The organism is Oricola nitratireducens, assembly GCF_014904745.1.
Taxonomy (GTDB): Bacteria; Pseudomonadota; Alphaproteobacteria; order Rhizobiales; family Rhizobiaceae; genus Oricola; species Oricola nitratireducens.
Genome location: NZ_JACZCS010000039.1, coordinates 18,179 through 38,804, shown reverse-complemented (window position 1 = coordinate 38,804; position 20,626 = coordinate 18,179). Strand labels below are relative to the sequence as shown.

General features: G+C 62.9%; 17 protein-coding genes and 2 tRNA genes. 4 read left to right on the top strand and 15 right to left on the bottom strand.

Features of this window, described 5'->3' with window-relative positions; all coding sequences use genetic code 11:
* Window positions 1–50: 50 nt before the first annotated feature.
* The 4 genes from nagZ to IG169_RS18050 form a co-directional block, all read right to left on the bottom strand.
* Window positions 51–1,085 carry a beta-N-acetylhexosaminidase gene (nagZ, locus tag IG169_RS18065; RefSeq protein ID WP_193177638.1) on the bottom strand — a complete coding sequence of 345 codons (1,035 nt, stop codon included), beginning with the start codon at window positions 1,083–1,085 and terminating at the stop codon, window positions 51–53.
* A gap of 80 nt (window positions 1,086–1,165) precedes the next feature.
* On the bottom strand, window positions 1,166–4,018 hold the full coding sequence (locus IG169_RS18060) for an SPOR domain-containing protein (RefSeq protein WP_193177637.1): 2,853 nt from the start codon (window positions 4,016–4,018) through the stop codon (window positions 1,166–1,168).
* A gap of 88 nt (window positions 4,019–4,106) precedes the next feature.
* Window positions 4,107–5,855, bottom strand: coding sequence for an arginine--tRNA ligase (gene argS, locus IG169_RS18055; RefSeq protein ID WP_193177636.1), 1,749 nt, complete (start codon window positions 5,853–5,855; stop codon window positions 4,107–4,109).
* Window positions 5,856–5,909: 54 nt separating this feature from the next.
* Window positions 5,910–7,139, bottom strand: a complete 1,230-nt coding sequence (locus IG169_RS18050) for a deoxyguanosinetriphosphate triphosphohydrolase (protein WP_193177635.1) — start codon at window positions 7,137–7,139, stop codon at window positions 5,910–5,912.
* Window positions 7,140–7,285: 146 nt separating this feature from the next.
* On the opposite strand from IG169_RS18050, the gene erpA reads away from it, so the two are divergent.
* A complete protein-coding gene (gene erpA, locus IG169_RS18045; protein WP_193177734.1) occupies window positions 7,286–7,618 on the top strand; it encodes an iron-sulfur cluster insertion protein ErpA in 333 nt (110 codons plus the stop codon).
* 89 nt (window positions 7,619–7,707) lie between these two features.
* On the opposite strand, the gene IG169_RS18040 is transcribed toward erpA, so the two are convergent.
* Window positions 7,708–9,141: a uracil-xanthine permease family protein gene (locus IG169_RS18040; RefSeq protein ID WP_193177634.1), complete on the bottom strand. Its 1,434-nt coding sequence runs from the start codon at window positions 9,139–9,141 to the stop codon at window positions 7,708–7,710.
* 113 nt (window positions 9,142–9,254) lie between these two features.
* Here IG169_RS18040 and xth point away from each other — a divergent pair, with 113 nt between their 5' ends.
* Both xth and IG169_RS18030 read left to right on the top strand, forming a co-directional pair.
* A complete protein-coding gene (gene xth, locus IG169_RS18035; RefSeq protein WP_193177633.1) occupies window positions 9,255–10,037 on the top strand; it encodes an exodeoxyribonuclease III in 783 nt (260 codons plus the stop codon).
* Between the two features lie 61 nt (window positions 10,038–10,098).
* Window positions 10,099–10,368, top strand: a complete 270-nt coding sequence (locus IG169_RS18030; protein WP_193177632.1) for a hypothetical protein — start codon at window positions 10,099–10,101, stop codon at window positions 10,366–10,368.
* Window positions 10,369–10,374: 6 nt separating this feature from the next.
* Here IG169_RS18030 and IG169_RS18025 read toward each other — a convergent pair whose 3' ends face one another.
* The 9 genes from IG169_RS18025 to IG169_RS17985 all read right to left on the bottom strand — a co-directional run bounded on the left by IG169_RS18025 (window position 10,375) and on the right by IG169_RS17985 (window position 19,886).
* Entirely contained in the window at window positions 10,375–11,097 is a 723-nt protein-coding gene (locus IG169_RS18025; RefSeq protein ID WP_193177732.1) for a tetratricopeptide repeat protein, read from the bottom strand.
* Between the two features lie 77 nt (window positions 11,098–11,174).
* Complete coding sequence (locus IG169_RS18020) at window positions 11,175–11,501, bottom strand: hypothetical protein (protein ID WP_193177631.1); 327 nt, start codon at window positions 11,499–11,501, stop codon at window positions 11,175–11,177.
* A gap of 231 nt (window positions 11,502–11,732) precedes the next feature.
* Window positions 11,733–12,959: an outer membrane protein transport protein gene (locus tag IG169_RS18015; RefSeq protein WP_193177630.1), complete on the bottom strand. Its 1,227-nt coding sequence runs from the start codon at window positions 12,957–12,959 to the stop codon at window positions 11,733–11,735.
* A gap of 305 nt (window positions 12,960–13,264) precedes the next feature.
* Window positions 13,265–16,078: a valine--tRNA ligase gene (locus tag IG169_RS18010; RefSeq protein ID WP_193177629.1), complete on the bottom strand. Its 2,814-nt coding sequence runs from the start codon at window positions 16,076–16,078 to the stop codon at window positions 13,265–13,267.
* Window positions 16,079–16,169: 91 nt separating this feature from the next.
* Window positions 16,170–16,952 (bottom strand): DUF2497 domain-containing protein, encoded by a 783-nt coding sequence (locus tag IG169_RS18005; RefSeq protein WP_193177628.1) that lies wholly within the window; start codon window positions 16,950–16,952, stop codon window positions 16,170–16,172.
* A gap of 134 nt (window positions 16,953–17,086) precedes the next feature.
* Window positions 17,087–18,448, bottom strand: coding sequence for a TolC family outer membrane protein (locus tag IG169_RS18000; protein WP_193177627.1), 1,362 nt, complete (start codon window positions 18,446–18,448; stop codon window positions 17,087–17,089).
* A 127-nt stretch (window positions 18,449–18,575) separates the two neighbouring features.
* Window positions 18,576–19,247, bottom strand: coding sequence for a protein-L-isoaspartate O-methyltransferase family protein (locus tag IG169_RS17995; protein WP_193177626.1), 672 nt, complete (start codon window positions 19,245–19,247; stop codon window positions 18,576–18,578).
* Window positions 19,248–19,307: 60 nt separating this feature from the next.
* Window positions 19,308–19,381, bottom strand: a tRNA-Cys gene (locus IG169_RS17990).
* Between the two features lie 202 nt (window positions 19,382–19,583).
* On the bottom strand, window positions 19,584–19,886 hold the full coding sequence (locus tag IG169_RS17985; protein ID WP_428982264.1) for a hypothetical protein: 303 nt from the start codon (window positions 19,884–19,886) through the stop codon (window positions 19,584–19,586).
* Between the two features lie 178 nt (window positions 19,887–20,064).
* Here IG169_RS17985 and IG169_RS17980 point away from each other — a divergent pair.
* Window positions 20,065–20,139 (top strand) — tRNA-Asn (locus tag IG169_RS17980).
* Between the two features lie 152 nt (window positions 20,140–20,291).
* Here the strand turns inward: IG169_RS17980 and IG169_RS17975 are convergent.
* Window positions 20,292–20,507, bottom strand: coding sequence for a hypothetical protein (locus IG169_RS17975; protein ID WP_193177625.1), 216 nt, complete (start codon window positions 20,505–20,507; stop codon window positions 20,292–20,294).
* Between the last annotated feature and the right edge of the window lie 119 nt (window positions 20,508–20,626).

Below are 20,626 nucleotides of genomic sequence, written 5' to 3'. Positions count from 1 at the left end.
GCTCCTGTTTCGCCGGCGTTCTCCTACCGGCGGACGGTCGCTCCGCGAAGTCAGGCGGCCGCCGTGAAATATCCGTTCAACTCGTCCCGCAGCGCGGCGACTTCAATCGCATCGCCGGGCCTGCCGTCATGGCGCGAGAGATGCGCGAGCGCCGCTTTCGCCCGCTCTTCCGCCCTGCCGGTCAAAGCCGGCGTCCTGGCGGCTACGGCCAGCATCTCGTCCATGACGCCGTTGCAATGTAGGACAACATCGCAGCCCGCGCCAAAGATGCTTTCGGTACGCGTCCCGAAATCCCCAGAAAGTGCGTGCATGGATACGTCGTCGCTCATCAGCAGCCCGTCGAAGCCGATCTCGCCGCGAATGATTGCCTCGATGACCCGCGGCGATGTCGTCGCCGGGCGCGTCGGATCGAGCGCCGAATAGACGACATGGGCGGTCATCGCCATCGGCATGTCGGCAAGAGCCATAAATGGCGGGAAATCATGCCTACGCAGATCCTCCAGCGGCGTGTCGACCACCGGCAGCGCCTTGTGGCTGTCCGAAAACGCACGGCCATGGCCCGGGATGTGCTTGATCACCGGCAGCACGCCGCCATCGAGCAGCCCTTCGGCCGCCTCTCTTCCGAGGATCGCCACGGTCTCCGGATCGTGCCCGTAGGCGCGGTCGCCGATCACGTCATGCGCGCCTTCGACCGGCACGTCGAGCACCGGAAGGCAGTCGGCGGTAATGCCGAGCGGCAGAAGGTCCGCCGCATGCAGCCGCGACATGGCACGGGCGGCCCGTTTTCCGGTCGCCGGATCCTTGCGATAAAGCGCGCCGATCGCCGCGCCGGACGGATAGCGTTGCGCGATCGGCTCCCGGATGCGCTGTACCCGTCCGCCCTCCTGGTCGATGAAGACCGGCGCGTCGTCACGCCCGACAAGCATGCGGAAATGCGCCGTCAGCGCCTCGATTTCCTCCGCTAGGCCGATATTGCGCGCGAACAGGATAAGCCCCCACGGTCTTTCGCGGGTCAGGAACGCCACCTCGTCCTCGGTGAAGCGTATTCCGGCACAGCCGGTGATCATCGCCTTTGATTCGGTCATGGCGAATCATATCCACATTCGCCGGAAACGAGAAAGGGCGGCCGAAGCCGCCCCAGTCGATACAGGTCGAAACGACCGCTTTAGCGGGCGACGAAACAGCTGCCGCCCGCGCGCTTGTAGGCCTCGCACAGCGCGACGGCATCCTGCCGGCTGGTCGCCGCGACGCGAACGCGATGGAATGTTCCCCGTCCCTCGATTTCGGCCGTCTGGATGGTGATCGCGCGGCCGCCGAGGATGTCTGAATAACGCCGCGACAGGTTTTGCGCCGTCTGCTGGGCGAGTTCGGCCGAGGGCTGCGAAGCGATCTGCACCGAATAGCCGCTCGAGGTCTGCTGTGTCGGCACCTGCGCCGGTTCGGTCGCCCGCGCCGTCTGGGTCTGTTGCGGATTGACGATGTTGACCGGCTGGTCGACCGGCCGTTCGGGTATGCTGGTCGGCGTGCGAATGGGCTGGGCGCGCGGCGCCGTCGCGACCGTCTCCCCGGCCGGAGGTTCGGCGGTCGTTTCCGCGGCCTGCGGTTCGCTTGCCGTGGCAAGGGTTTCGAGCGCCGCATTCTCTGCCGGCGTCATCTCCACGCTGGTTTCGGCCGTGTCCGCCGGTTGCGGAGCCGCGGTCGCGGTTTCGGTTTGCGCCGCCGGCGGCTCAAGCCGGGCCGGCGCAGGCGCCATGTCGATCTTGCGGATCGTTTCGGCTGCGCTTCCGGCCGGAGGCCCCTGCGGTTCCGCCGGAGTCGTCGCCGCAGCGGCGGGAGCCTCCGGTTGCCCCGTCTCGACAAACGATCCGTCAGGCTTGACGATCACCGTGCGCACCCGGCGCGGCGTCAGGAGCGCGGTCGGGCTTTCCGTGGAAACGGCCGGTCCGGTCGCCTCCGCGCTTTCCGGCAACAGACGATCCTCGCCCTTGCCAGCCTCGGTCACGCCATTCGGAAGCGCTTCCGATCCGGCGCCGGTCAGATCGATCGGCTCCTCGGATGTCGAGACGAGGGATTCCTGGCTCGGTTGGGTTTCGGTAATGCCGTCGACCTCGCCATAGACTGCGCGGTCCTGGTTCGGAACCTGCTTGCCGCCCGGATCTTCGGGTACGACCTTGACCGGATCGGGATCTGCCTTGACCAGCACCGGAGCGCCGTCCCCGCCGGTCTCGCGTCCGGTCAGGCTGAATGCCGCGATGGCGCCGATAATGGCGATCCCGCCGACAACCGCCGCAATCATCATGCCGCGTTTCGGCTTCTGCGGTGCGGCGGCGGGCGCGGACATGCCGACGACCGGCGCATTTTCCTCGGTCGCGCCGAAGTCCTCGCCGCCGTCCTTCGCGGACATGTCGTGATCGACGAATTCGAGATCGCGCGCGAGATCGTCCTCAAACGCACCCATGTCGAAATCCAGGCGTGTATCGGCGGCTGCTGCTGTCGCGGCGGCGGCCTGGCTCATCGCCGGAGTCGGTTCCCGGTCACGCTGGCCGCTGTCATACTGGTCGTAGCCGCTCAGAGCGGCATCCAGTTCGCGTTCGATGTCGACCGCCGCGGACCGCGTTTCCTCGACTTCCGGCAGCTCCGGCAGATCGAGCGGCTGCATCGTTTCCATGTCGCCGGCAGGCATTTCCGCCGTCTCAAGAAACGGCGGATTGTCCGCCCCGAGATCGGCGCCGAGTTCCTCGGCCATCATCTCGATGTCGTCGAGCACGGCTTCCTCGTCGATCTCCGTCTCGGCGGCAACCGGTTCCGGCGTTTCGACCTCGACTTCCTCGTCAAGATCGAGGTCGAATTCGAACGGCTCTTCGGCCTCGGCTTCGGCCGGTTCTGCCGCCGGTTCGAACGAACCTATTTCTTCGCGCAGCGCTTCATAGGATGCGACCTCTTCACGTGTCGCCTCATCGGCGACAGCCTCATCGCCCGGCATCTCGTCGTAGGAAGCGACGTCTTCCTCCGGTGGCTCGAACGCGGCCACCTCTTCCTGTAAAGCCTCAAACGCTACGGCCGTTTCCTCCTGAGGAGCCTCAAACTCCATGCCCTCTTCGGGCGGAGCCTCAAACTCCATGCCCTCTTCGGGCGGAGCCTCAAACTCCACGCCCTCTTCCTGCGGAGCTTCAAACGCAACGGCCTCTTCCTGCTGAGCCTCGAAGGCCGCGACATCGTCCTCCGGAGCTTCGAAAGGCGCAGGCTCTTCGTATTCCGATTCCGGTTCCGGTTGCGCGGTCTCCTCCGCCGACATCTCATCGAGGGAAAGCGTCAACCCGTCGCTGAGCGCGCTTTCGAATTCATCGAGAATTTCGGCATCCTCGTCGGCCGGCGCCGAAGCGGCCGGCTCTTCCTCGAGCCCGTCCTCCGCGAACCAGTCCGGTGCGTCCGCCGGAATCTGCGGCGACATGGGCTCCTGATCGGAGGCTTCCGCCACGTATTCGTCCTGCTCCTGGACGGCGGGCGTAACACTTGCGGCGGCCGTCTCGGACGGCCAGGGCGCGCCCACCTTCTCGCCAAGACCGCCAAGCAGATCCATCAGTTCGGCTTCCAGCGTGTCGGCATCGGCAAGATCCGGCGCGGCCGTTTCTGCAGCGGCGATGTCCGCGGCGCCAGGCATTTCCGGCTCCGGCGCGGATTCCGGGTTATACGCCGGCTCTTCCGGCAGGATATCGTCGGCTGACGTCAGTTCCTTTTCGGAAAGCTCGGCCTCGAATTCATCGTATTGGGTGGCGGGAACGGCTTCTTCGACCGCGCCCTCGTCCGATGCGGTCTGATACCCGGGATAGTTCTCGAGTTCGCGCAACAGCTCGGCCTCGAGATCGATCTGCTCGCCACCCGCCACGTCCTTGCGAGCGGCTCCGTCGGGCTGCGAATAGCCGATGATCTGCGAAAGCTCGAACAGCGGATCGTCGCGCGAGATCTCGCCTTCATCGCTATTTTCGACGTCCAATTTGCGATTGGTTGCGTCCGTCATGCCGGTACCCCGTACGCCTTACCCAGGGGACGTTTTATCCCCGATTACGCTCATTGCCAGCGTATTATGGGCAAAAGGTGACAGGGTTTTACCGCATTTCCGCGGGTGAATCAGCCCCAACAATGGCAAGGCCCGATCGCAGCACATAAAGCACGCCCTGCACCAGACCCAGTCTGGCACGGGTCAATTGTGGGTCGTTAACCTTAATAAAGCGTAATTCGTTGTTGTCCGTGCCACGATTCCAGTGGCCGTGGAAGGCACTGGCGAGATCGTAAAGGTAGAAGGCGATGCGGTGCGGTTCATGCGCCTGCGCCGCCGCCTCGATCACGCGCGGATACTCCGCGAGCTTGCGCACCAGCGCGATTTCCGCCTCGTCGGTCAGCCGGTCGAGATCGCCCGGCTCCACCACGACTTCGCCGCCGAACTGCTCCGCGGCCTGGCGGAACACCGAATGGCAGCGCGCGCTCGCATACTGCACGTAGAAAACCGGATTGTCCTTGGACTGCTCCGTCACCTTGGCGAAATCGAAATCCAGCGGTTCGAGGTTCTTCCGGTACAGCATCATGAACCGGACCGGGTCGCGCCCGACCTCGTCGACGACATCGCGCAGCGTAACGAACTGGCCGGCCCGCTTCGACATGCGCACCGGCTCGCCGTTGCGGTAGAGCTTCACGAGTTGGCACAGCAGCACCGTCAGCTTGACCGTCCCGCCCGAAACGGCTCGCGCCAGCGCTTCCAGCCGCTTCACATAGCCGCCATGGTCGGCGCCCAGCACATAGATCATCTCCGCGTAACCGCGCCTGTACTTGTCCATGAAATAGGCCAGGTCGGCGGCGAAATAGGTATAGGTCCCGTCCGACTTCACCAGCGGCCGGTCGATGTCGTCGCCGACCGCCGTCGAGCGGAACAGCGTCTGCTCGCGGTCCTCCCAGTCCTCGGGAACCTGTCCCTTCGGCGGCGGCAGCGTGCCCTTGTAGACATGGCCGTTCAGCGTCAGCTCGTTGATCGCCATGCGGATGCGCTTCTCGCCGTCGGCGTGCAGGTCCCGCTCGGAGAAGAACACGTCGTGATGCACGTTGAGCGCGTCGAGATCGTCGCGGATCATCCCCATCATGGCGTCGATCGACCGGTCCTTGACGATGGCAAGCGCCTCGTCCTCGGGCATTTCGAGAAGGCTGCGGCCGAAATCCTTCGCCAGCGCCTCGCCGACCGGCACGAGGTAATCGCCCGGATAAAGCCCTTCCGGGATCTCGCTGATTGTCTCGCCGAGCGCCTCGCGGTAGCGCAGCATCACCGATTTGGCGAGCACGTCGATCTGCGCGCCGGCGTCATTGATGTAATATTCCTTGGTCACCTCAAAGCCGGCAAAACCGAGCAGGTTGGCAAGCGCGTCGCCGACGACGGCGCCCCGGCAATGGCCGACATGCATCGGCCCGGTCGGATTGGCGGAGACGTATTCCACGTTGATCTTCGCGCCGCCGCCGAGATCGGAACGGCCGTAATCGGTTTCCTGTTCGAGCATCGTGCCCAGCTGCTTGCGCCAGAAACCGTCCGCCAGTTTCAGGTTCACGAAACCCGGACCGGCAATGCCCGCCGCCTCGACATCGCTGTCTTCGGCCAGCTTTTCGGCCAGTTTCTCGCCCAGTTCGCGCGGCGGCATGCCGGCCTGCTTCGCCAGCACCAGCGCCGCATTGGTGGCGATGTCGCCATGCGACGGGTCGCGCGGCGGTTCGATGCCAAGCTTGGAGAAATCGAGCGCGCTGCCGTTTGCCGCCTGCACACCAAGCGTCTCCACGGCCTTGATGACCCGATGACGGAACTCGGTGAAAATGTTCATGATCATGGTCCTGGATGAATTCGGGGAACCGGCATCCGGTTCGCGGAGGCGTGGCTATCGCAATTCCGGTGTGTGGTCAAACAGGCGGCGGTGTTCCGATTGCGCGAATGTGTCCGTCATGCCCGCCAGATAGTCGGCGACGCGCCGCGCTAAAGCCGCTTCGTCGAGCTGGGCGAACTGCACCGACCAGATACCGCCCATCTTCTCCGGATGTTCCATGAATGCGGAAAACAGGTCGCGAACGATGTCCTCGGCCTGCGCGCGCACCCGCATCACGGTCGGATGGCGGTACATGTTGGCGAACATGAACGTCTTCAGTTCCTTTTCCAGAACCGCCATCTCCGGCGTGAACACCGCCATGGTCTCGCCCGCCTCGTAGATGTCGGCGACCGAGGCCGGTTTCGGCCGTTCGAGATTGGCGCCGGTCTGTGAGATCACGTCCTCGACCATGCGCGTGATCAGCCGGCGCGTCGTCTCGTGGCCACGGCGGCTGTCGTCAAGGCCGGGATACAGCCCGTCGACCTCGTCGAGAATTTCGCGCGGCAGCGTCACTTCGCGCAGCATGTCGAAGGTCAGGAGCCCGGCGCGCAGCCCGTCGTCGATATCGTGCGTGTTGTAGGCGATGTCGTCGGAGATCGCCGCCAGTTGCGCTTCCAGTCCGGCATGCTTGTCGATTTCGAGATCCATCAATTCGCAGAAGTTGAGGATCGTCTGGGGAACCGGCCCGTGAACGCCTTTCCCCGTCGCCGGATCGACCAGCGGTCCGTTGTGCTTGACCAAGCCTTCCAGCGTCTCCCAGGTCAGATTGAGGCCATCGAATTCGGCATAGCGCCGCTCCAGCTTCGTCACCACCCGCAGCGCCTGGGCATTGTGGTCGAAGCCGCCATATCCGGCCATGCATTCGTCGAGCACATCCTCCCCGGTGTGGCCGAACGGCGTATGCCCGAAATCATGCACCAGCGCGACCGCCTCGGCGAGATCCTCGTCGAGCCGGAAGGCGCGCGCCAGCGCACGTGCGATCTGCGACACCTCGATCGTATGCGTCAGACGCGTGCGGTAGTGGTCGCCCTCATGGCTGAAAAACACCTGCGTCTTGTGCTTCAGCCGCCGGAAGGCGGTCGAATGAACGATGCGGTCACGGTCGCGCTGGAATTCGGTGCGCGTCCGGCTGCGCGGTTCCTCGGTGAAGCGCCCGCGGCTCTTCGCCGGATCGGTCGCATAAACCGCCCGCTCGCCAAGACCGAAACCGATGCCCTGCAACGTTTCGTCGGATACCGGCTGCATGATCGCGTCACTCTCCCTGCCCCGCCGCCGCTGACGCCCGTATTGACGCGGACGGCGCTGCTTCATACCTATGATGGTACGAGTTGAACACCGTGTGAACCGAAACCGGCGATGGGAACGAGATCATGACCGCGCATCCGGGAAAAATGGCCGACAAGGACGTCACCGTGACCGACGCCTGCGCCGCGCGCGTATCGAAAATCCTGGCCGGAGAAGCCGATAACCGCGCCTTCCGCATTTCGGTGGAGGGCGGCGGCTGCTCCGGCTTTTCCTACAAGTTCGACCTTGTCCCCGGCCCCGCCGACGATGACATCGTCATTGAAAAGAACGGCGCGACCGTGCTGATCGATTCCCTGTCCATGGTTTATCTCGCCGGATCGGAGATCGATTTCGTCGACGACCTGATCGGTCAATCGTTCCAGATCCGCAATCCCAACGCGGTCGCCTCCTGCGGCTGCGGGACCAGTTTTTCCATCTGATCGCGGTTGCTTCAACGAAAAGGCCCGGATCGCTCCGGGCCTTTCGCATGGCTGAGGGAAAGCTGCCGCGAAGCGGTCCCTTGTCCCTTCTACTTCGCTTTCGCTTCGGCGCTCTGGTTCGCCAGACCGCCCGCTTCGGCGTAAGCGACTTCATCATCGCCCGCATTCTCGTCGTCGCCCGCCTCGACCGGGATCACCAGATTGAGCACGACCGCGATGATTGCCGCCGGAAGAAGCCCGGACGTCAGCAGGATCTGCGCGGTCTTGCCGAGATGCTGCAAGGCGCCGGGTTCGAGCTGCAAGCCGAGGCCAACGGAAAGCGCCAGGGCGAAGATCACCATGTTGCGGCGGTTCCACGTGACGTCGGACAGCATGTTGACGCCGGCCGCGGCGACCATCCCGAACATCACGATGACGCCGCCGCCGAGCACGTTGATCGGAACCGTCGACACCACAGCGCCGAATTTCGGGACCAGGCCGCATATGATCAGGAAGATCGCGCCATAGGTCACGACATGCCGGCTCATCACGCCGGTCATCGAGATCAGGCCGACATTCTGGCTGAACGACGTATTCGGCAGTCCGCCGAACACGCCGGCAACCGCAGTGCCAAGGCCGTCCGCAAAGGTCGCTCCGGCGATTTCCTTGTCGGTCGCCTCGCGGCCCGCACCGCCCTTGGTGATGCCGGACGTGTCTCCCACCGTCTCGATCGCCGACACGACCGCCATCAGGCACATGCCGATGATGATCGCCGCATCGAATTCGACGCCCCACTTGAACGGCATCGGCAGCGCGAAAACCGCTGCATTGCCGACATTGCCGAAGCTGACTTGCCCCATGAAGTAGGCGACGACATAGCCCGCAATCAGGCCGATCAGCACCGCCGCGACAGACATGAGGCCGCGCGCGAAGAACTTGACACCGAGCGTGACCAGGATGACGACGATCGCCGGAAACCACATCGCCAGCGAGCCGTATTCCGGCTTGCCGATCAGCGGAACGCCGCCGGCCGCATACTGGATGCCGACCCGGATCAACGCCAGGCCGATCATCAGCACGATCAGCCCCGTCACCAGCGGCGGCAACGCGAAGCGGATACGCCCGATCACCGTCCCGAGCAGGAAATGGAAGCAGCCGCCGATAGCGACACCGGTCATCAGGCCGGCCATCCCGGCCACGCCCTGTCCCGCGACCGCCGGGATCATCACCGGCAGGAAGGCGAAGCTCGTGCCCTGCACGATCGGAAGCCGCGCGCCAACCGGGCCGAAACCGATTGTCTGGAAAAGCGTGGCGATGCCGGCGAACAGCATCGACATCTGGATCATGTAGATCATGCTCGGGAAATCGGGTGAGTTCGATCCGAAGCCGAAACCGGCTGCGCCCGCCACGATGATCGCCGGCGTCACGTTCGAAACGAACATAGCGAGCACATGCTGGATGCCGAGCGGCACCGCATGCGCCAGCGGCGGCGTGTAGTTGGGATCGCGCAGCTGTTCCGCTGTGCCGATTGCTGTGTCTGCCATTTCAGTCCCCTTCTCCTGAGAGATTTCCCTCTCCCATTGAAAAAGGCTACCCGATCGTGACAGTCTGACAAGCAGTCATCGGCGCCCGCGCCCGGTTATCGGCAGGAAAATCAATGAAAATCGCGACTTGGAACATCAACGGCATCAAGGCCCGGCTCGACACTGTGAAGAGTTGGCTGGAACAAGCCGCTCCTGACATCGCCTGTCTGCAGGAGATCAAATCCGTCGACGAGAACTTTCCGCGCGAGGATATCGAGGCGCTGGGATACCATGTCGAGACCCACGGCCAGAAGGGTTTCAACGGCGTCGCCCTCGTGTCGAAATTGCCCTTCGACGAAGTCAATCGCGGCCTTCCCGGCGGCGATGATGACGTCCAGGCGCGGTTCATCGAAGGCGTGTTTTCGACGCCGGGCGGCGTGTTGCGCGTCGTTTCGCTCTATCTGCCGAACGGCAATCCGGTCGACAGCGAGAAATTCCCCTACAAGCTGTCATGGATGGACCGGCTGCACGCATGGACCGAGGAGAGGCTCGCGCTCGAGGAGCCGTTCATCCTTGCCGGCGACTACAACGTCATCCCGATGCCGGAAGACTGCCACGATCCGAAAGTGTGGGAGGGCGACGCGCTGTTCCGCCCGGAAAGCCGCACCGCATTCCGCAAACTGGTAAATCTCGGGCTGACCGAGGCCGTCCGCGCGGTCACCGACGCGCCGGGTGTCTACACGTTCTGGGACTATCAGGCCGGCGCCTGGCAGAAGAACAACGGTATCCGCATCGATCATCTCCTGCTGTCGCCAGAGGCCGCCAACCGGTTGCGTTCCGCCGAAATCGACAAGCATGTCCGCGCCTGGGAAAAGCCGTCGGACCACGTTCCCGTCGTCATCGATTACGCCGCCTGAAGCGGCCCTCCTTTGCCGTCGCCGCATCCCGTGGTATTTTGGGCCCGCAAAGGAGCGGATCATGCGGCTATCAGCAACGATTTTACCCCTTGTCCTGACGGCGGGCCTTGCAGCATCGGCAGGCGCGGCATTCGCCGGCGACAACTGCACGTGCCGCGGCAACGGCACCGACATTCCGGAAGGCGAGACCGTCTGCCTCAAGACGGCATCCGGCATGAAACTCGCGCGCTGCGCCCGGGTTCTCAACAACACCTCATGGAAAATACTGGAAAACGATTGCCCGACAGCGCAAGCGCCGCATCAGTCCGACTGGATCGCCGCAAGAGGCTGAACGTGCCTAGTTCTGGGCGGCAAGCGCGATAGCGGTGCGCCGGTCGGCTTCCGAGGCCACCGCGAAAGCTTCTTCCTGCAGCGCGCGAATCCAGTGCCGCTCCGGATCCTTCGCCTTGTCGAGTGCGGTGGTCAGGATCGACAGGCCGCGCACTGTCTTGCCGGAATCGAACAGGATCTTGCCGAGCATCGCTTCCGAACCGACATGGCCCTTGTGGGCCGCGAGATTGAACCAGCGCGCCGCCTGCACCGGATCGGCCGGCCCCCCCTCCCCGGTCAGGTACATCCGCCCGAGTTCGAATTGTGCGTCGGCGTCGCCGAACTGGCTCGCCGCCTGCAGGAACAGCTGGCGCGCGCGCATCGGGTCGGCCGAAATCGGTGAATTGGGAATGCCGCGGCGCAGATAATTCGCCAGCGACATTAGTGCATGCGCAACGAAAGTCTCGTCGCGGGTGCCGGGCGCGGCGCCTTCGTTGACCAGGCCCTCATAGAGCCGGAAAGCCTCATAGTCGTCTTCCTGCACGCCGTCGCCGGACGCATACATGGTCGCGAGCTTCCAGCGTGCGCCCGCATGGCCGCGCTCGGCGGCGTCGCGATAGGCTTTCAGCGCCTCGTCCTTGCGGCCGTCCTTGTAGGCGGAAAATCCGAACCGGAACAGCATCCACGGGCTCTTCTGGTCGCCATCCTTCGACTGCGCGAAACACGGATTGACGCCGGCAGCCGCCAGCATGAGCGCAAACCCGCACACCGCGGCTGCAAACGCGGTACCGGTGCGGACCTGGTTGTTTTCGTTGGACCGTATGGTGGTCATTTTGACAAACGCATTCCTGTATATCGGCGCAATTCGGTTTCTCTTTCGCCCCGCCGGGATGGGGCGCGGTGCCGCACATCGCCAACAGTTCGGGCGTAAATCCACAACACGCCAGAAGTATGATCGGTTTCGCGCGGCACTCCGTTTACCGCGGCCATGCCGCCCGCGGGCGGCACGACCGCCTGCTCGAGAAGCTCCATGGAATGAAGGGAGGAACGATGCGGCGCGCGCGCCGGCCTGCCCGTCATGTGACGGCGCGGCAAACTGGCTTCCGAAATGGCTATCGCGTCCATCAAATCCTGTCCCTCGCCAGCGCCGATCATGTCGTCCGGACGCCCTGCACTGATGCGATGCGCCGGGTTTATGGCGGCATATGGGCACACGGCCCGCAAGGCGTTCTAAATGAAATCTTAGGCGGAAGGTGTTGCCAAATCGTCACAAGAACGGGCGTTTTCAGCGGGTTTGTTTCGACGGCAATAGACCCGTCATGCCGGACGAAAGGCAAACAAAAACCCCGCCGAAAACGGCGGGGTCATTATCAGAGTTCGTATCGCTCAGAAGTTGAGATTGAACGACGCGCCAAGAGCAAACGACCAGTCATTGCCGACCGTGTTCGCATAGGCTGCGCCCACGCCGCTTCCGCAAATTGTCGCGTTGCCGTCTAGGCAGGTGGCGGCTTGAGCGACGGAGCCGCCCTGCAAATAACTGACCGCGCCGCCGACGCGGAATTCGCCGCCATTGTCACCCTTGAGCGATACGCCGGTCGCGAACGTGAACGTGTCTTTGTTGACGTCTTCCGTCGTCGAGACACCGGAATCCCAGGTCAGGCTGACCAGGCCGGACAGATGGTCCGTGAAGCTGTGACCGATACCGCCCGTCACCGTCCAGCCGTCCTTGTAGAAGAAGTCTTTCTGTCTAGCACCGGTGGTCGTGTAATTCAGCGTCTGCAGGACGCTCCAGTCCGTCCACTTCAGCGAGCCGAATGCCAGCCACGTCGGCGCGATACCGGTTTGCGCCTTGACCTCGAAGCTCTGCGGCATCGTAGCCGAACCGATCGAGGCCGCATTCAAAACGCCGAAACCGGTGACCGAGAACGACCCGGTCAGGTTGTGTTCGACCTGGGACCGGTACATGGCCTGAACCCGCAGCGCGATCTCGGGGATTTCATAAGCCGCGCCGAGGCGGAAGCCGGGAACCATTCCTTCGTGCAGCGAAAGCGCACCGATCGGCCCCAGGGTCGCATTGCCGATCCGGTTGCCCTCGTTATAGGAGATCGACTCCAAAAAGCCGCCGCCCATCAGCCAGAAATTACCCTTGCCGGCATTGAATTTGTAACCGCAGGTCAATCCGAATTCGTCGGTCGAAAATTTCGTGTAAGCGGTTCCGGAGGAATTTACCCCGGCGCCGTCAAGTGCATCTGCGGTGATGCCAGCCGTGATTGCTTGGGGACCGTAGGTCGCATTCGCACCGAAGGGCTGTGTGTAGGTGCCCGCACAGCGAACATCGTCCGTCAGGTTCAACTTCAGCGCAACGCCCGGGACCATATAGCTGTCCAGGTAGTTCCCGTCGGTGCTGGCAGTGGAGACGCCCCCGATTGTGACGGAGTCATATCCCCGCTGCGGCGCGACATAGAGCGCGCCCGCCCGCATGACGAAATTGCCGTCCTCGAACAGGATGTCCGTGTCCGCCGTGCCACGGCTGAAGCCGCCCGCCCATGCGCTGCCCGAAAAGGCCGAAGCGAAAGCCATGCCGATAAGAAGTGTTTTAGATCCCCGAAGCATCCCATCCTCCACCAATGCTTTTCTCCTTTTTGATAAGAAGGCCGCCGTCTTTTCAAGCGCATTATGGCCGCAGGAACGCCACATTCCGTTAATTGGCCTTGTCGCCCCGACGTAAGTTTTGCGATTCTCGACCGACTTACCTTTACGTCAACGGAATGGAACGGCAAAAAAACCGGCGAAATTCACCCGATTTCGGCGGATACAATGCAATTTCGCGCCGAAAAACGGCGTTGTTGCAAATCCGACACATTAGAAGAAATTGTTGTCGGGCGGTGGATATGCGCCACCGCCCGGGATCCGCGAGATCAGCCGATTTGCTCGATACGCGCCAATGCGGCCTTCAGGGAATCGCGGGCCGGAAGCGCTTCGGCCAGCTTCTCCCGCTCCGCCGCAACCACTTCCGGTTTGGCGTTCGCGACGAATCTCTCGTTGCCGAGTTTCCCCTCGAGCTTGGAGATATCCGCCTCGGCCTTCTGGATCGCCTTTTGCAATCGGGCGCGTTCGGCAGTGACGTCGATCAGGCCACCGAGCGGCAGGCAGGCCGTTGCCTCGCCGATCACGATCTGGGCCGAAGCCGGCGGAACTTCGGATTCGATGACGATGTCCTCGACACGGGCGAGCTGCTTGATTGCCGGGTCATGGCTGAGAAGCCGTGCGCATGTCACGTCGTTTGCGCCGACCATCACCAGCGGCGCGGTCGCCGACGCCGGCACGTTCATCTCGGCGCGCACCGAGCGGATACCGGTCACCAGTTCGATCAGCCAGTTGACCTCGTCCGCCGCATCCGCGTCCTCGAAACCCGGCGCCGGCCACTCGGCATGGCACAGAAGCGTGTCGCGGCCCTTGGCCGTGAGCGACCACAATTCCTCCGTCATGAACGGCATGAACGGATGCAGCAGCTTGTAGACACCGTCGAGCACATGCGCCGCGCAGGCCTGCGCTTCCGCCTTGGCGGCCTCGTCTTCGCCGTTGAAGACCGGCTTCAGCAATTCGAGATACCAGTCGCAGAAATTGTTCCACACGAAGCGGTAGGCGGCACTCGCCGCATCGTTGAACCGATACTGGTCGATACCCGCGGCAACGTCGCGCGCCGCCCGCGTGAATTCCGTCAGGATCCAGCGGTTGATCTGCAACTTGGCGTTGTCCGGCCTGAAATCGGGATTGTGTGCGACACCGTTCATCTGCGCGAACCGCGTCGCGTTCCACAGCTTGGTGCCGAAATTGCGGTAGCCGGCAATGCGCGCGGGGTCGAGCTTCACGTCGCGGCCCTGTGCCGCCATGATCGACAGCGTGAAGCGCAGCGCGTCGGCGCCGTATTCGTCGATCAGTTCCAGCGGATCGATGACGTTGCCCTTCGACTTCGACATCTTGGCGCCGTACTTGTCGCGCACCAGCGCATGCACATAGACGGTATCGAAGGGTTCGACGGGCGTGCCTTCCTCGTCCTTCATGAAATGCAGGCCCATCATCATCATCCGGGCGACCCAGAAGAAGATGATGTCGAATCCGGTGACCAGCGCGCTTGTCGGATACCAGGTCTTCAGCGCTTGCGTCTGCTCCGGCCATCCCAGCGTCGAAAACGGCCACAGCGCCGAGGAGAACCACGTATCCAGCACATCCTCGTCACGCGTCAGCGCGACATCTTCGCCGTAATGCGCGCGCGCGGCAGCAGCAGCTTCATCTTCGCTCTTTTCGACGAACACCGTGCCGTCCGGCCCGTACCAAGCCGGAATCTGGTGTCCCCACCAGAGCTGGCGCGACACGCACCACGGCTGGATGTTCTCCATCCAGTTGAAGTAGGTGTTTTCCCAACTCTTCGGCACGAATTGCGTACGCCCTTCCCTGACCGAGGCGATCGCCGGCTTGGCGAGCGTTGCCGCGTCGACATACCACTGGTCGGTCAGATAGGGCTCGATCGGCACGCCGCCGCGGTCGCCATGCGGCACCTGGTGCTTGTGCGGCTCGATGAGATCGACGAGCCCCTTTTCCTGCATCATCGCGACGACCTTGTCGCGCGCGGCAAAACGGTCGAGACCGTCTAGCGCATTCATCGCGGCGACAAGTTCGGCGCTCTGATCGAGGCCGTAATGGAAGTCGGCATTGCCCTTCAGGGTGACACAGGCTTCCTCGTCGAGCACGTTGATCGCCGGGAGGTTCCGGCGCTTTCCGACCTCGAAATCGTTGAAGTCGTGCGCGGGCGTCATCTTGACCGCGCCGGTTCCCGCTTCCGGGTCCGGATATTCGTCCGCGACGATCGGGATCCTGCGCCCGACAAGCGGCAGGATCACATGTTTGCCGACGAGGTTTGTGTAGCGCGGATCGTCCGGGTGGACCGCGACCCCGGTATCGCCGAGCATGGTTTCGGGCCGCGTGGTTGCGACGACGAGATAATCGCGCGCCTCGTATCCAGCCGGCTCGCCGTCGGACGGCTTCCAGGCGATGCGATTGCCCTCGTCATCCAGATTATAGGGATGCTCGTAGGTCGCACCGTCAGCCAGGGGATAGCGGAAATGCCAAAGATGGCCGTCCACCTCGTGCTGTTCCACCTCGAGGTCCGAGATCGCCGTGTGCAGTTTCGGGTCCCAGTTGACGAGCCGCTTGTCCTTGTAGATCAGCCCTTCCTTGTAGAGCCGAACGAAGACTTCCAGTACGGCCGCCGAAAGCCCCTCATCCATCGTGAAGCGCTCACGCGACCAGTCGCAGGACGCACCCAGCCGCTTCAGCTGGTTGAAGATCATGCCGCCGGATTCGTTCTTCCACTGCCAGACGCGCTCGATGAACTTCTCGCGCCCCATTTCCCGGCGGGTCATGTTCTCGCCGCTCTGGGCGAGCTGGCGTTCGACAACCATCTGCGTGGCGATGCCGGCGTGGTCCATGCCCGGCTGCCACAGAACGTTCATCCCCTTCATCCGGTGATAACGGACCAGGATGTCCTGCAGCGTGTTGTTGAGCGCATGGCCCATATGCAGCGAGCCGGTGACGTTCGGCGGCGGGATGACGATGCTGTAGGGGTCCGCGCCTTCCTTGGCGCCCGCCCCGGCGGCGAACGCGTCGGCCTCGTCCCATAATTTGGCAATTCTCGGTTCGACGCTGGCCGCGTCAAAGGTCTTGTCGAGCATGAAAAAATGTCCGCGAGCAATGTCGGTGATTCAGCGGCGTGTAAATCCGAAGCACGCGCGCCTGTCAACAAAGCGGCGGACGGCGCCCGGCTCACATGGTGCGCGGTTCGCCCCGGGCAATGCGTTCGATCTCGCTGCGTACGAGACGCTCGACCAGCGACGGCAGGTTGTTGTCGAGCCAATCCTGCAGCATCGGGCGCAGCATTTCCTCGGCGACCATGTCGAGATCGCGGCCATGTTTTTCCATCAGCAGGTCCGACAGGCTGGAGAAGGAGTTCGACACGCTCTGCGATACGGCTTCCGACACGAGTGCATTCGCCTCGCGGGATGACGGTCCAGCCGGCGCCTCGCCGACCTTGCCGCGCAGCAGGCTGCCGACCTCCCGGAACGCGCCATTGTCGGCCTCGGTGAACCGGGCGTCGTATTTCGCCTGCCGCTCGGCGCTCAACACATCGCGGTCGACCGGATTGAACTCGGCCCGCAGTGCCGCCTCGACCTCCGAGATATCCGGCTCGGGAAACCCTTCCAGCGTAACATCGGCCTTGGCTGTCGGCTCGTCTTCGACGGCTGCGGCTTTCACGTGTTCCTTTTCCAGATAGGCATTGACGGCGCTCGCGATCTCCGTGTCGGGACCCTGCCCGCGCTTCGTCAACGGTGTCTGCGGCAACGCACCCTGCGGCACGCGCGGCCGCTCGGCACCCTCGTCATTGGCCGCCGGCGGCGGCACCGTGACGGAAATCTCCGGGACTTCGGCCTTGTCCGGCTTCGCCTCGGGCAGTTTCGACTGGCTTTCACCGGCGTCGATGATCCGGCGGATCGATGCCAGGATCTCGTCCATGGAGGGTTGTTCGCGAAGAGCGTTGCTTTGTGCCATGTGGTCTACCATCACCATCGGACAGCCGGGTCATCCGGCGAATCATTGCAAAACGTTAGCTGATGATCCGGCCGATGAGAATCCCGCCGCTTCATCGCGACGAAGCGGCCCACAACATTAAGCTGTCGCTATGGTTAACGGCCGTCCGGCGTGCGCAGTCCGAACCACTTGTCCTTGACGGCCTCGTAGTGCTCCTTGGGGTCGTGCATGGCGACACGAAGCCCGAGATTCTTGGCGGTCAGGCCGCCAATAGCCGAACGAAGCGCGTAGCTGGAGACGACGACATCGCGTTCCGACTGGGCAAGAGCGATCTGCGCCGACAGGACATCCGCCTGCGCGTTAAGCACATCGAGAGTGGTGCGCTGGCCGACATCGCGTTCCTGCACCACGCCATCGAGCGCGAGGCGCGAGGCGCGCAACGTTTCGCGATTCGCGGATACCGCGGCGCGCGAAGCCTGCAACTGGGTCCAGGCGGATGTGACGGCGGCACGAACCTGATCGCGCGCAACATCGGTATTGATACGCGCCTGACCGAGCTGTTCCTTCTTCTGGCGCACGGTCGCGCTCGCCGAGCCACCCTGGTAGATCGGCACGGTCACTGTCGCACCGATCGTGGCGCTGTTCCCGGTAAACGAACCGCCGTAGCTACTGGAATAACTGGTATAGTCGCGCGATACCGAAGCCGACAGACCGACCTGCGGCAGGAAGGCGCCTTCGGCGGCCTTGACGCTGAACAGGCCGGAATCGACCAGATGGTTGCGGAGCCGGATCGCCGGGTGTTCCTTGAAAGCGATCGATTCCGCGGAGGCCAGCGATCTTGGCATACCCTTGGATAGTGCAGATGCCGTTTCGAGTTTGCCCGGCGCGGCGCCGGTCAACTGCCTGTAGACGGCCTCACTGGAGGCCGCTGCCGCGCGGGCTGCCACGAGCTGCGCCTGGGCGGCGGCGCGGCTCGCACGAGCCTGCTCGACGTCGGTGCGAGTTCCCTCGCCGACATCGAATCGCGCCTGCGCGGCGCGCACCTGCTCATCGAGGAAGGCGAGGTTGCGCTGCCTGAAAATTGCGATCTGGCGATTCTGGATAACGTCCATATACGCCTGGGCCGTATCGTACAGGATATTCTGCTCGGTATTGCGGAGATTTTCGCGTTCCGCCAGCACGCCGGCTCGGGCGGCGCGAACACCGTTGCGCGTCTGGAAGCCGTCGAAAAGCGACTGGCTGATCGAAATTCCGAAACTGGCGCCAGTTACGCTTCGCCCCGTGGGATCACTCCATGAATTGGTGATTCCCGCAGTTCCGGTAACCCGAGGACGGTAACCCGATTTGGCGAGCGCGACGCCTTCGTCCTGGATGCGGACACCGGCCCGCGACGAGTTCAGCTCGGAATTGTTTTCATACGCTTTGGCAAGCGCACCGAAGATGTTTTCGGCGGACGCAACCTGCGGCATGAAAGCGACAGTGGCGACCAGCGCCGCTGCGATAATGGATTTGCGCATCCGTGGCCCCTGAACAACGACTCAAGACTATTGACTTGCAGGTTTTTATTTGCCGCATCGTTAACGAGCAATACCCGCATGGGAAGTTATTGCCGTGTGTTGCCGTATGGCAACCATTTTCGGCAATTTAGAGCGAGAATTCCGGTTCGCGCTGGAATCCCGGCAAAGGCTTGACGCTCAGGTTGAACGCCTTGCGTCCGGAAACGAAGTCTCCGTCGTTGACATAGAGCGTGGCAAAACCGCTCGGCCCATACCCTTCGACAGCGACAAGGCGCCCGCCGTCCTTCAGTTGATCGAACAATGCGCCCGGCACCTCATCCACCGCGCCACCGACGAAAATGACATCGTAGGGGCCTTCGCTGGCATAACCTTTCTCGAAGGCGCCGGTGACGACGGCGACATTGTCGAATCCGTTGTCAACCAGGATGTCAGTGGCCCGCGCCGCGAGATCCTCGTCGGCTTCGAGCGCGATCACCGCGCTGCCGAGTTTCGACAGGACTGCGGACGAATATCCGGTGCCGCAACCGATATCGAGAACAAGGTCGGACGGCTTGACGTCGGCGAGCTGCGCGAGCCGCGCGAACGGCGACGGTTCCATCATGTAACGATGTGCGCCGGCAGCGGCGGCGGTGATCTCGATGTCATCGTCGATATAGGCAAACGGCTTGAGCCGATCAGCGACGAAAGCCTCACGCGGCACGGAAAGCAATGCATCGAGGATGCGAAGGTTGGTAACGTCGGTTGTGCGGACCTGGCTGTCGACCATTGCGCGGCGCAGTTCGTCGAAATTATGCCCCATGGCTCGGATCCCGCTTCCGTTGTTTATGCTCTCATGCCGCGACAACGTACCATGGAATGATGGAGGCCTCGCCCGGAATCGAACCGGGGTGCAAGGATTTGCAGTCCTCTGCGTAACCACTCCGCCACGAGGCCGTTCCTGGGTCGTTGTGTATGGCGCGTCCTGTTAACAGAGGGTTTTAAAACCGGCAAGCACCATCGCTTCGCAAGCGGTTTTTTCTTGTTTATGTCAAATTTCAGGGGTGCCGCAAGGTAACATATTTCGGGCTTTGAACGGTCAAATCGGGAAACGGATTGCACGGCTCGGCGTAAAGCCGCGCCAGCAGCAGCACCGATTTCAGGCATTCTTCCCCGTTTGCCTGTCGCGCTTGTCGCCGCGCCGGTTCCAGCGCACGATCAGCTTTCGCCGCCAGCGCCGCACGCGCGGGACGTCATTCGCCAGAATGAGAAGTCCAAGCGGCAGCATCCAGAACCCGACGACAGGAAGAAAACCGACGGCCCCACCGGCGACCAACGCCGATCCGAGCGCGATGCGCCCGGCACGCGAAGCGGGCACCGGCATGGTGCGGTTCAGCACCTTGATGGTGTTCTTTGTCGGATAGCGGGGTGCGCCGTCCTTGCCCTGCGTGTTGTCGGCCATGACTTGCCCTGGTGATCAGCTTGCAGATAGGCGCGCGGGCGGCTCATTGCCAGCCGCCGCTAAAACGCTTTCGAAGCGCGATTGCCCGCCCCGCTAAAATAGGTCAAAAAAGTTTCATTCGCGCCTTGGCAAATCGGAGCGACCTTTGATATAGGCTCCGCTCAGCCTGAGCGGCTATTCCCCGGTAGCTCAGCGGTAGAGCAACCGGCTGTTAACCGGTTGGTCGATGGTTCGAATCCGTCCCGGGGAGCCAGTTTCTGAAAAGGGTCAGCAAAATATGCTGACCCTTTTTTGGTTTCGGGCTTTTACGACGAGGCGATCCCGGCCAGTTCGGCACTGATTTGCGCGGCCCGTGCAACGATGTGATAGCGACGGCCCGCGCAGATGATGAAAAGGCTCCGCGTTTCAGCCGCCCTTTTTCTGCTCCTCGATGTGCTGGATCGAGTCGTGGATGTTTTTCTTCAGGCGCTCATAACTTTCCTTGTCCATCGCGGTTGTGTCTTTCCAGACTCCCTGATGCTTCCGCCCGGTCGCAAGGCCTTCCTCATATGCCTTCAGCCACTCGTTGATATCACCCAGATCTTCATAGAGGCGGGCGAGTAATTCGTCTCTGACCGTCATATCTGCCTCCCTTTCCTACCGATATGCACACGGGCATTCGCAACAGGTTTCGATATACGTGTCAATTGGACGGAGCGGCCCGTGGCGGCGGATTGCCGGCAGGCTCCGAAGCCCGCCGC

Excerpts from the sequence above, each read along its gene's own strand:
- nagZ (WP_193177638.1), bottom strand. The coding sequence starts at position 1,085 with ATGACCGAATCAAAGGCGATGATCACCGGCTGTGCCGGAATACGCTTC.
- IG169_RS18060 (WP_193177637.1), bottom strand. The coding sequence starts at position 4,018 with ATGACGGACGCAACCAATCGCAAATTGGACGTCGAAAATAGCGATGAA.
- argS (WP_193177636.1), bottom strand. The coding sequence starts at position 5,855 with ATGAACATTTTCACCGAGTTCCGTCATCGGGTCATCAAGGCCGTGGAG.
- IG169_RS18050 (WP_193177635.1), bottom strand. The coding sequence starts at position 7,139 with ATGCAGCCGGTATCCGACGAAACGTTGCAGGGCATCGGTTTCGGTCTT.
- erpA (WP_193177734.1), top strand. The coding sequence starts at position 7,286 with ATGGCCGACAAGGACGTCACCGTGACCGACGCCTGCGCCGCGCGCGTA.
- IG169_RS18040 (WP_193177634.1), bottom strand. The coding sequence starts at position 9,141 with ATGGCAGACACAGCAATCGGCACAGCGGAACAGCTGCGCGATCCCAAC.
- xth (WP_193177633.1), top strand. The coding sequence starts at position 9,255 with ATGAAAATCGCGACTTGGAACATCAACGGCATCAAGGCCCGGCTCGAC.
- IG169_RS18030 (WP_193177632.1), top strand. The coding sequence starts at position 10,099 with ATGCGGCTATCAGCAACGATTTTACCCCTTGTCCTGACGGCGGGCCTT.
- IG169_RS18025 (WP_193177732.1), bottom strand. The coding sequence starts at position 11,097 with ATGCTGGCGGCTGCCGGCGTCAATCCGTGTTTCGCGCAGTCGAAGGAT.
- IG169_RS18020 (WP_193177631.1), bottom strand. The coding sequence starts at position 11,501 with ATGATCGGCGCTGGCGAGGGACAGGATTTGATGGACGCGATAGCCATT.
- IG169_RS18015 (WP_193177630.1), bottom strand. The coding sequence starts at position 12,959 with ATGCTTCGGGGATCTAAAACACTTCTTATCGGCATGGCTTTCGCTTCG.
- IG169_RS18010 (WP_193177629.1), bottom strand. The coding sequence starts at position 16,078 with ATGCTCGACAAGACCTTTGACGCGGCCAGCGTCGAACCGAGAATTGCC.
- IG169_RS18005 (WP_193177628.1), bottom strand. The coding sequence starts at position 16,952 with ATGGCACAAAGCAACGCTCTTCGCGAACAACCCTCCATGGACGAGATC.
- IG169_RS18000 (WP_193177627.1), bottom strand. The coding sequence starts at position 18,448 with ATGCGCAAATCCATTATCGCAGCGGCGCTGGTCGCCACTGTCGCTTTC.
- IG169_RS17995 (WP_193177626.1), bottom strand. The coding sequence starts at position 19,247 with ATGGGGCATAATTTCGACGAACTGCGCCGCGCAATGGTCGACAGCCAG.
- IG169_RS17985 (WP_428982264.1), bottom strand. The coding sequence starts at position 19,886 with ATGGCCGACAACACGCAGGGCAAGGACGGCGCACCCCGCTATCCGACA.
- IG169_RS17975 (WP_193177625.1), bottom strand. The coding sequence starts at position 20,507 with ATGACGGTCAGAGACGAATTACTCGCCCGCCTCTATGAAGATCTGGGT.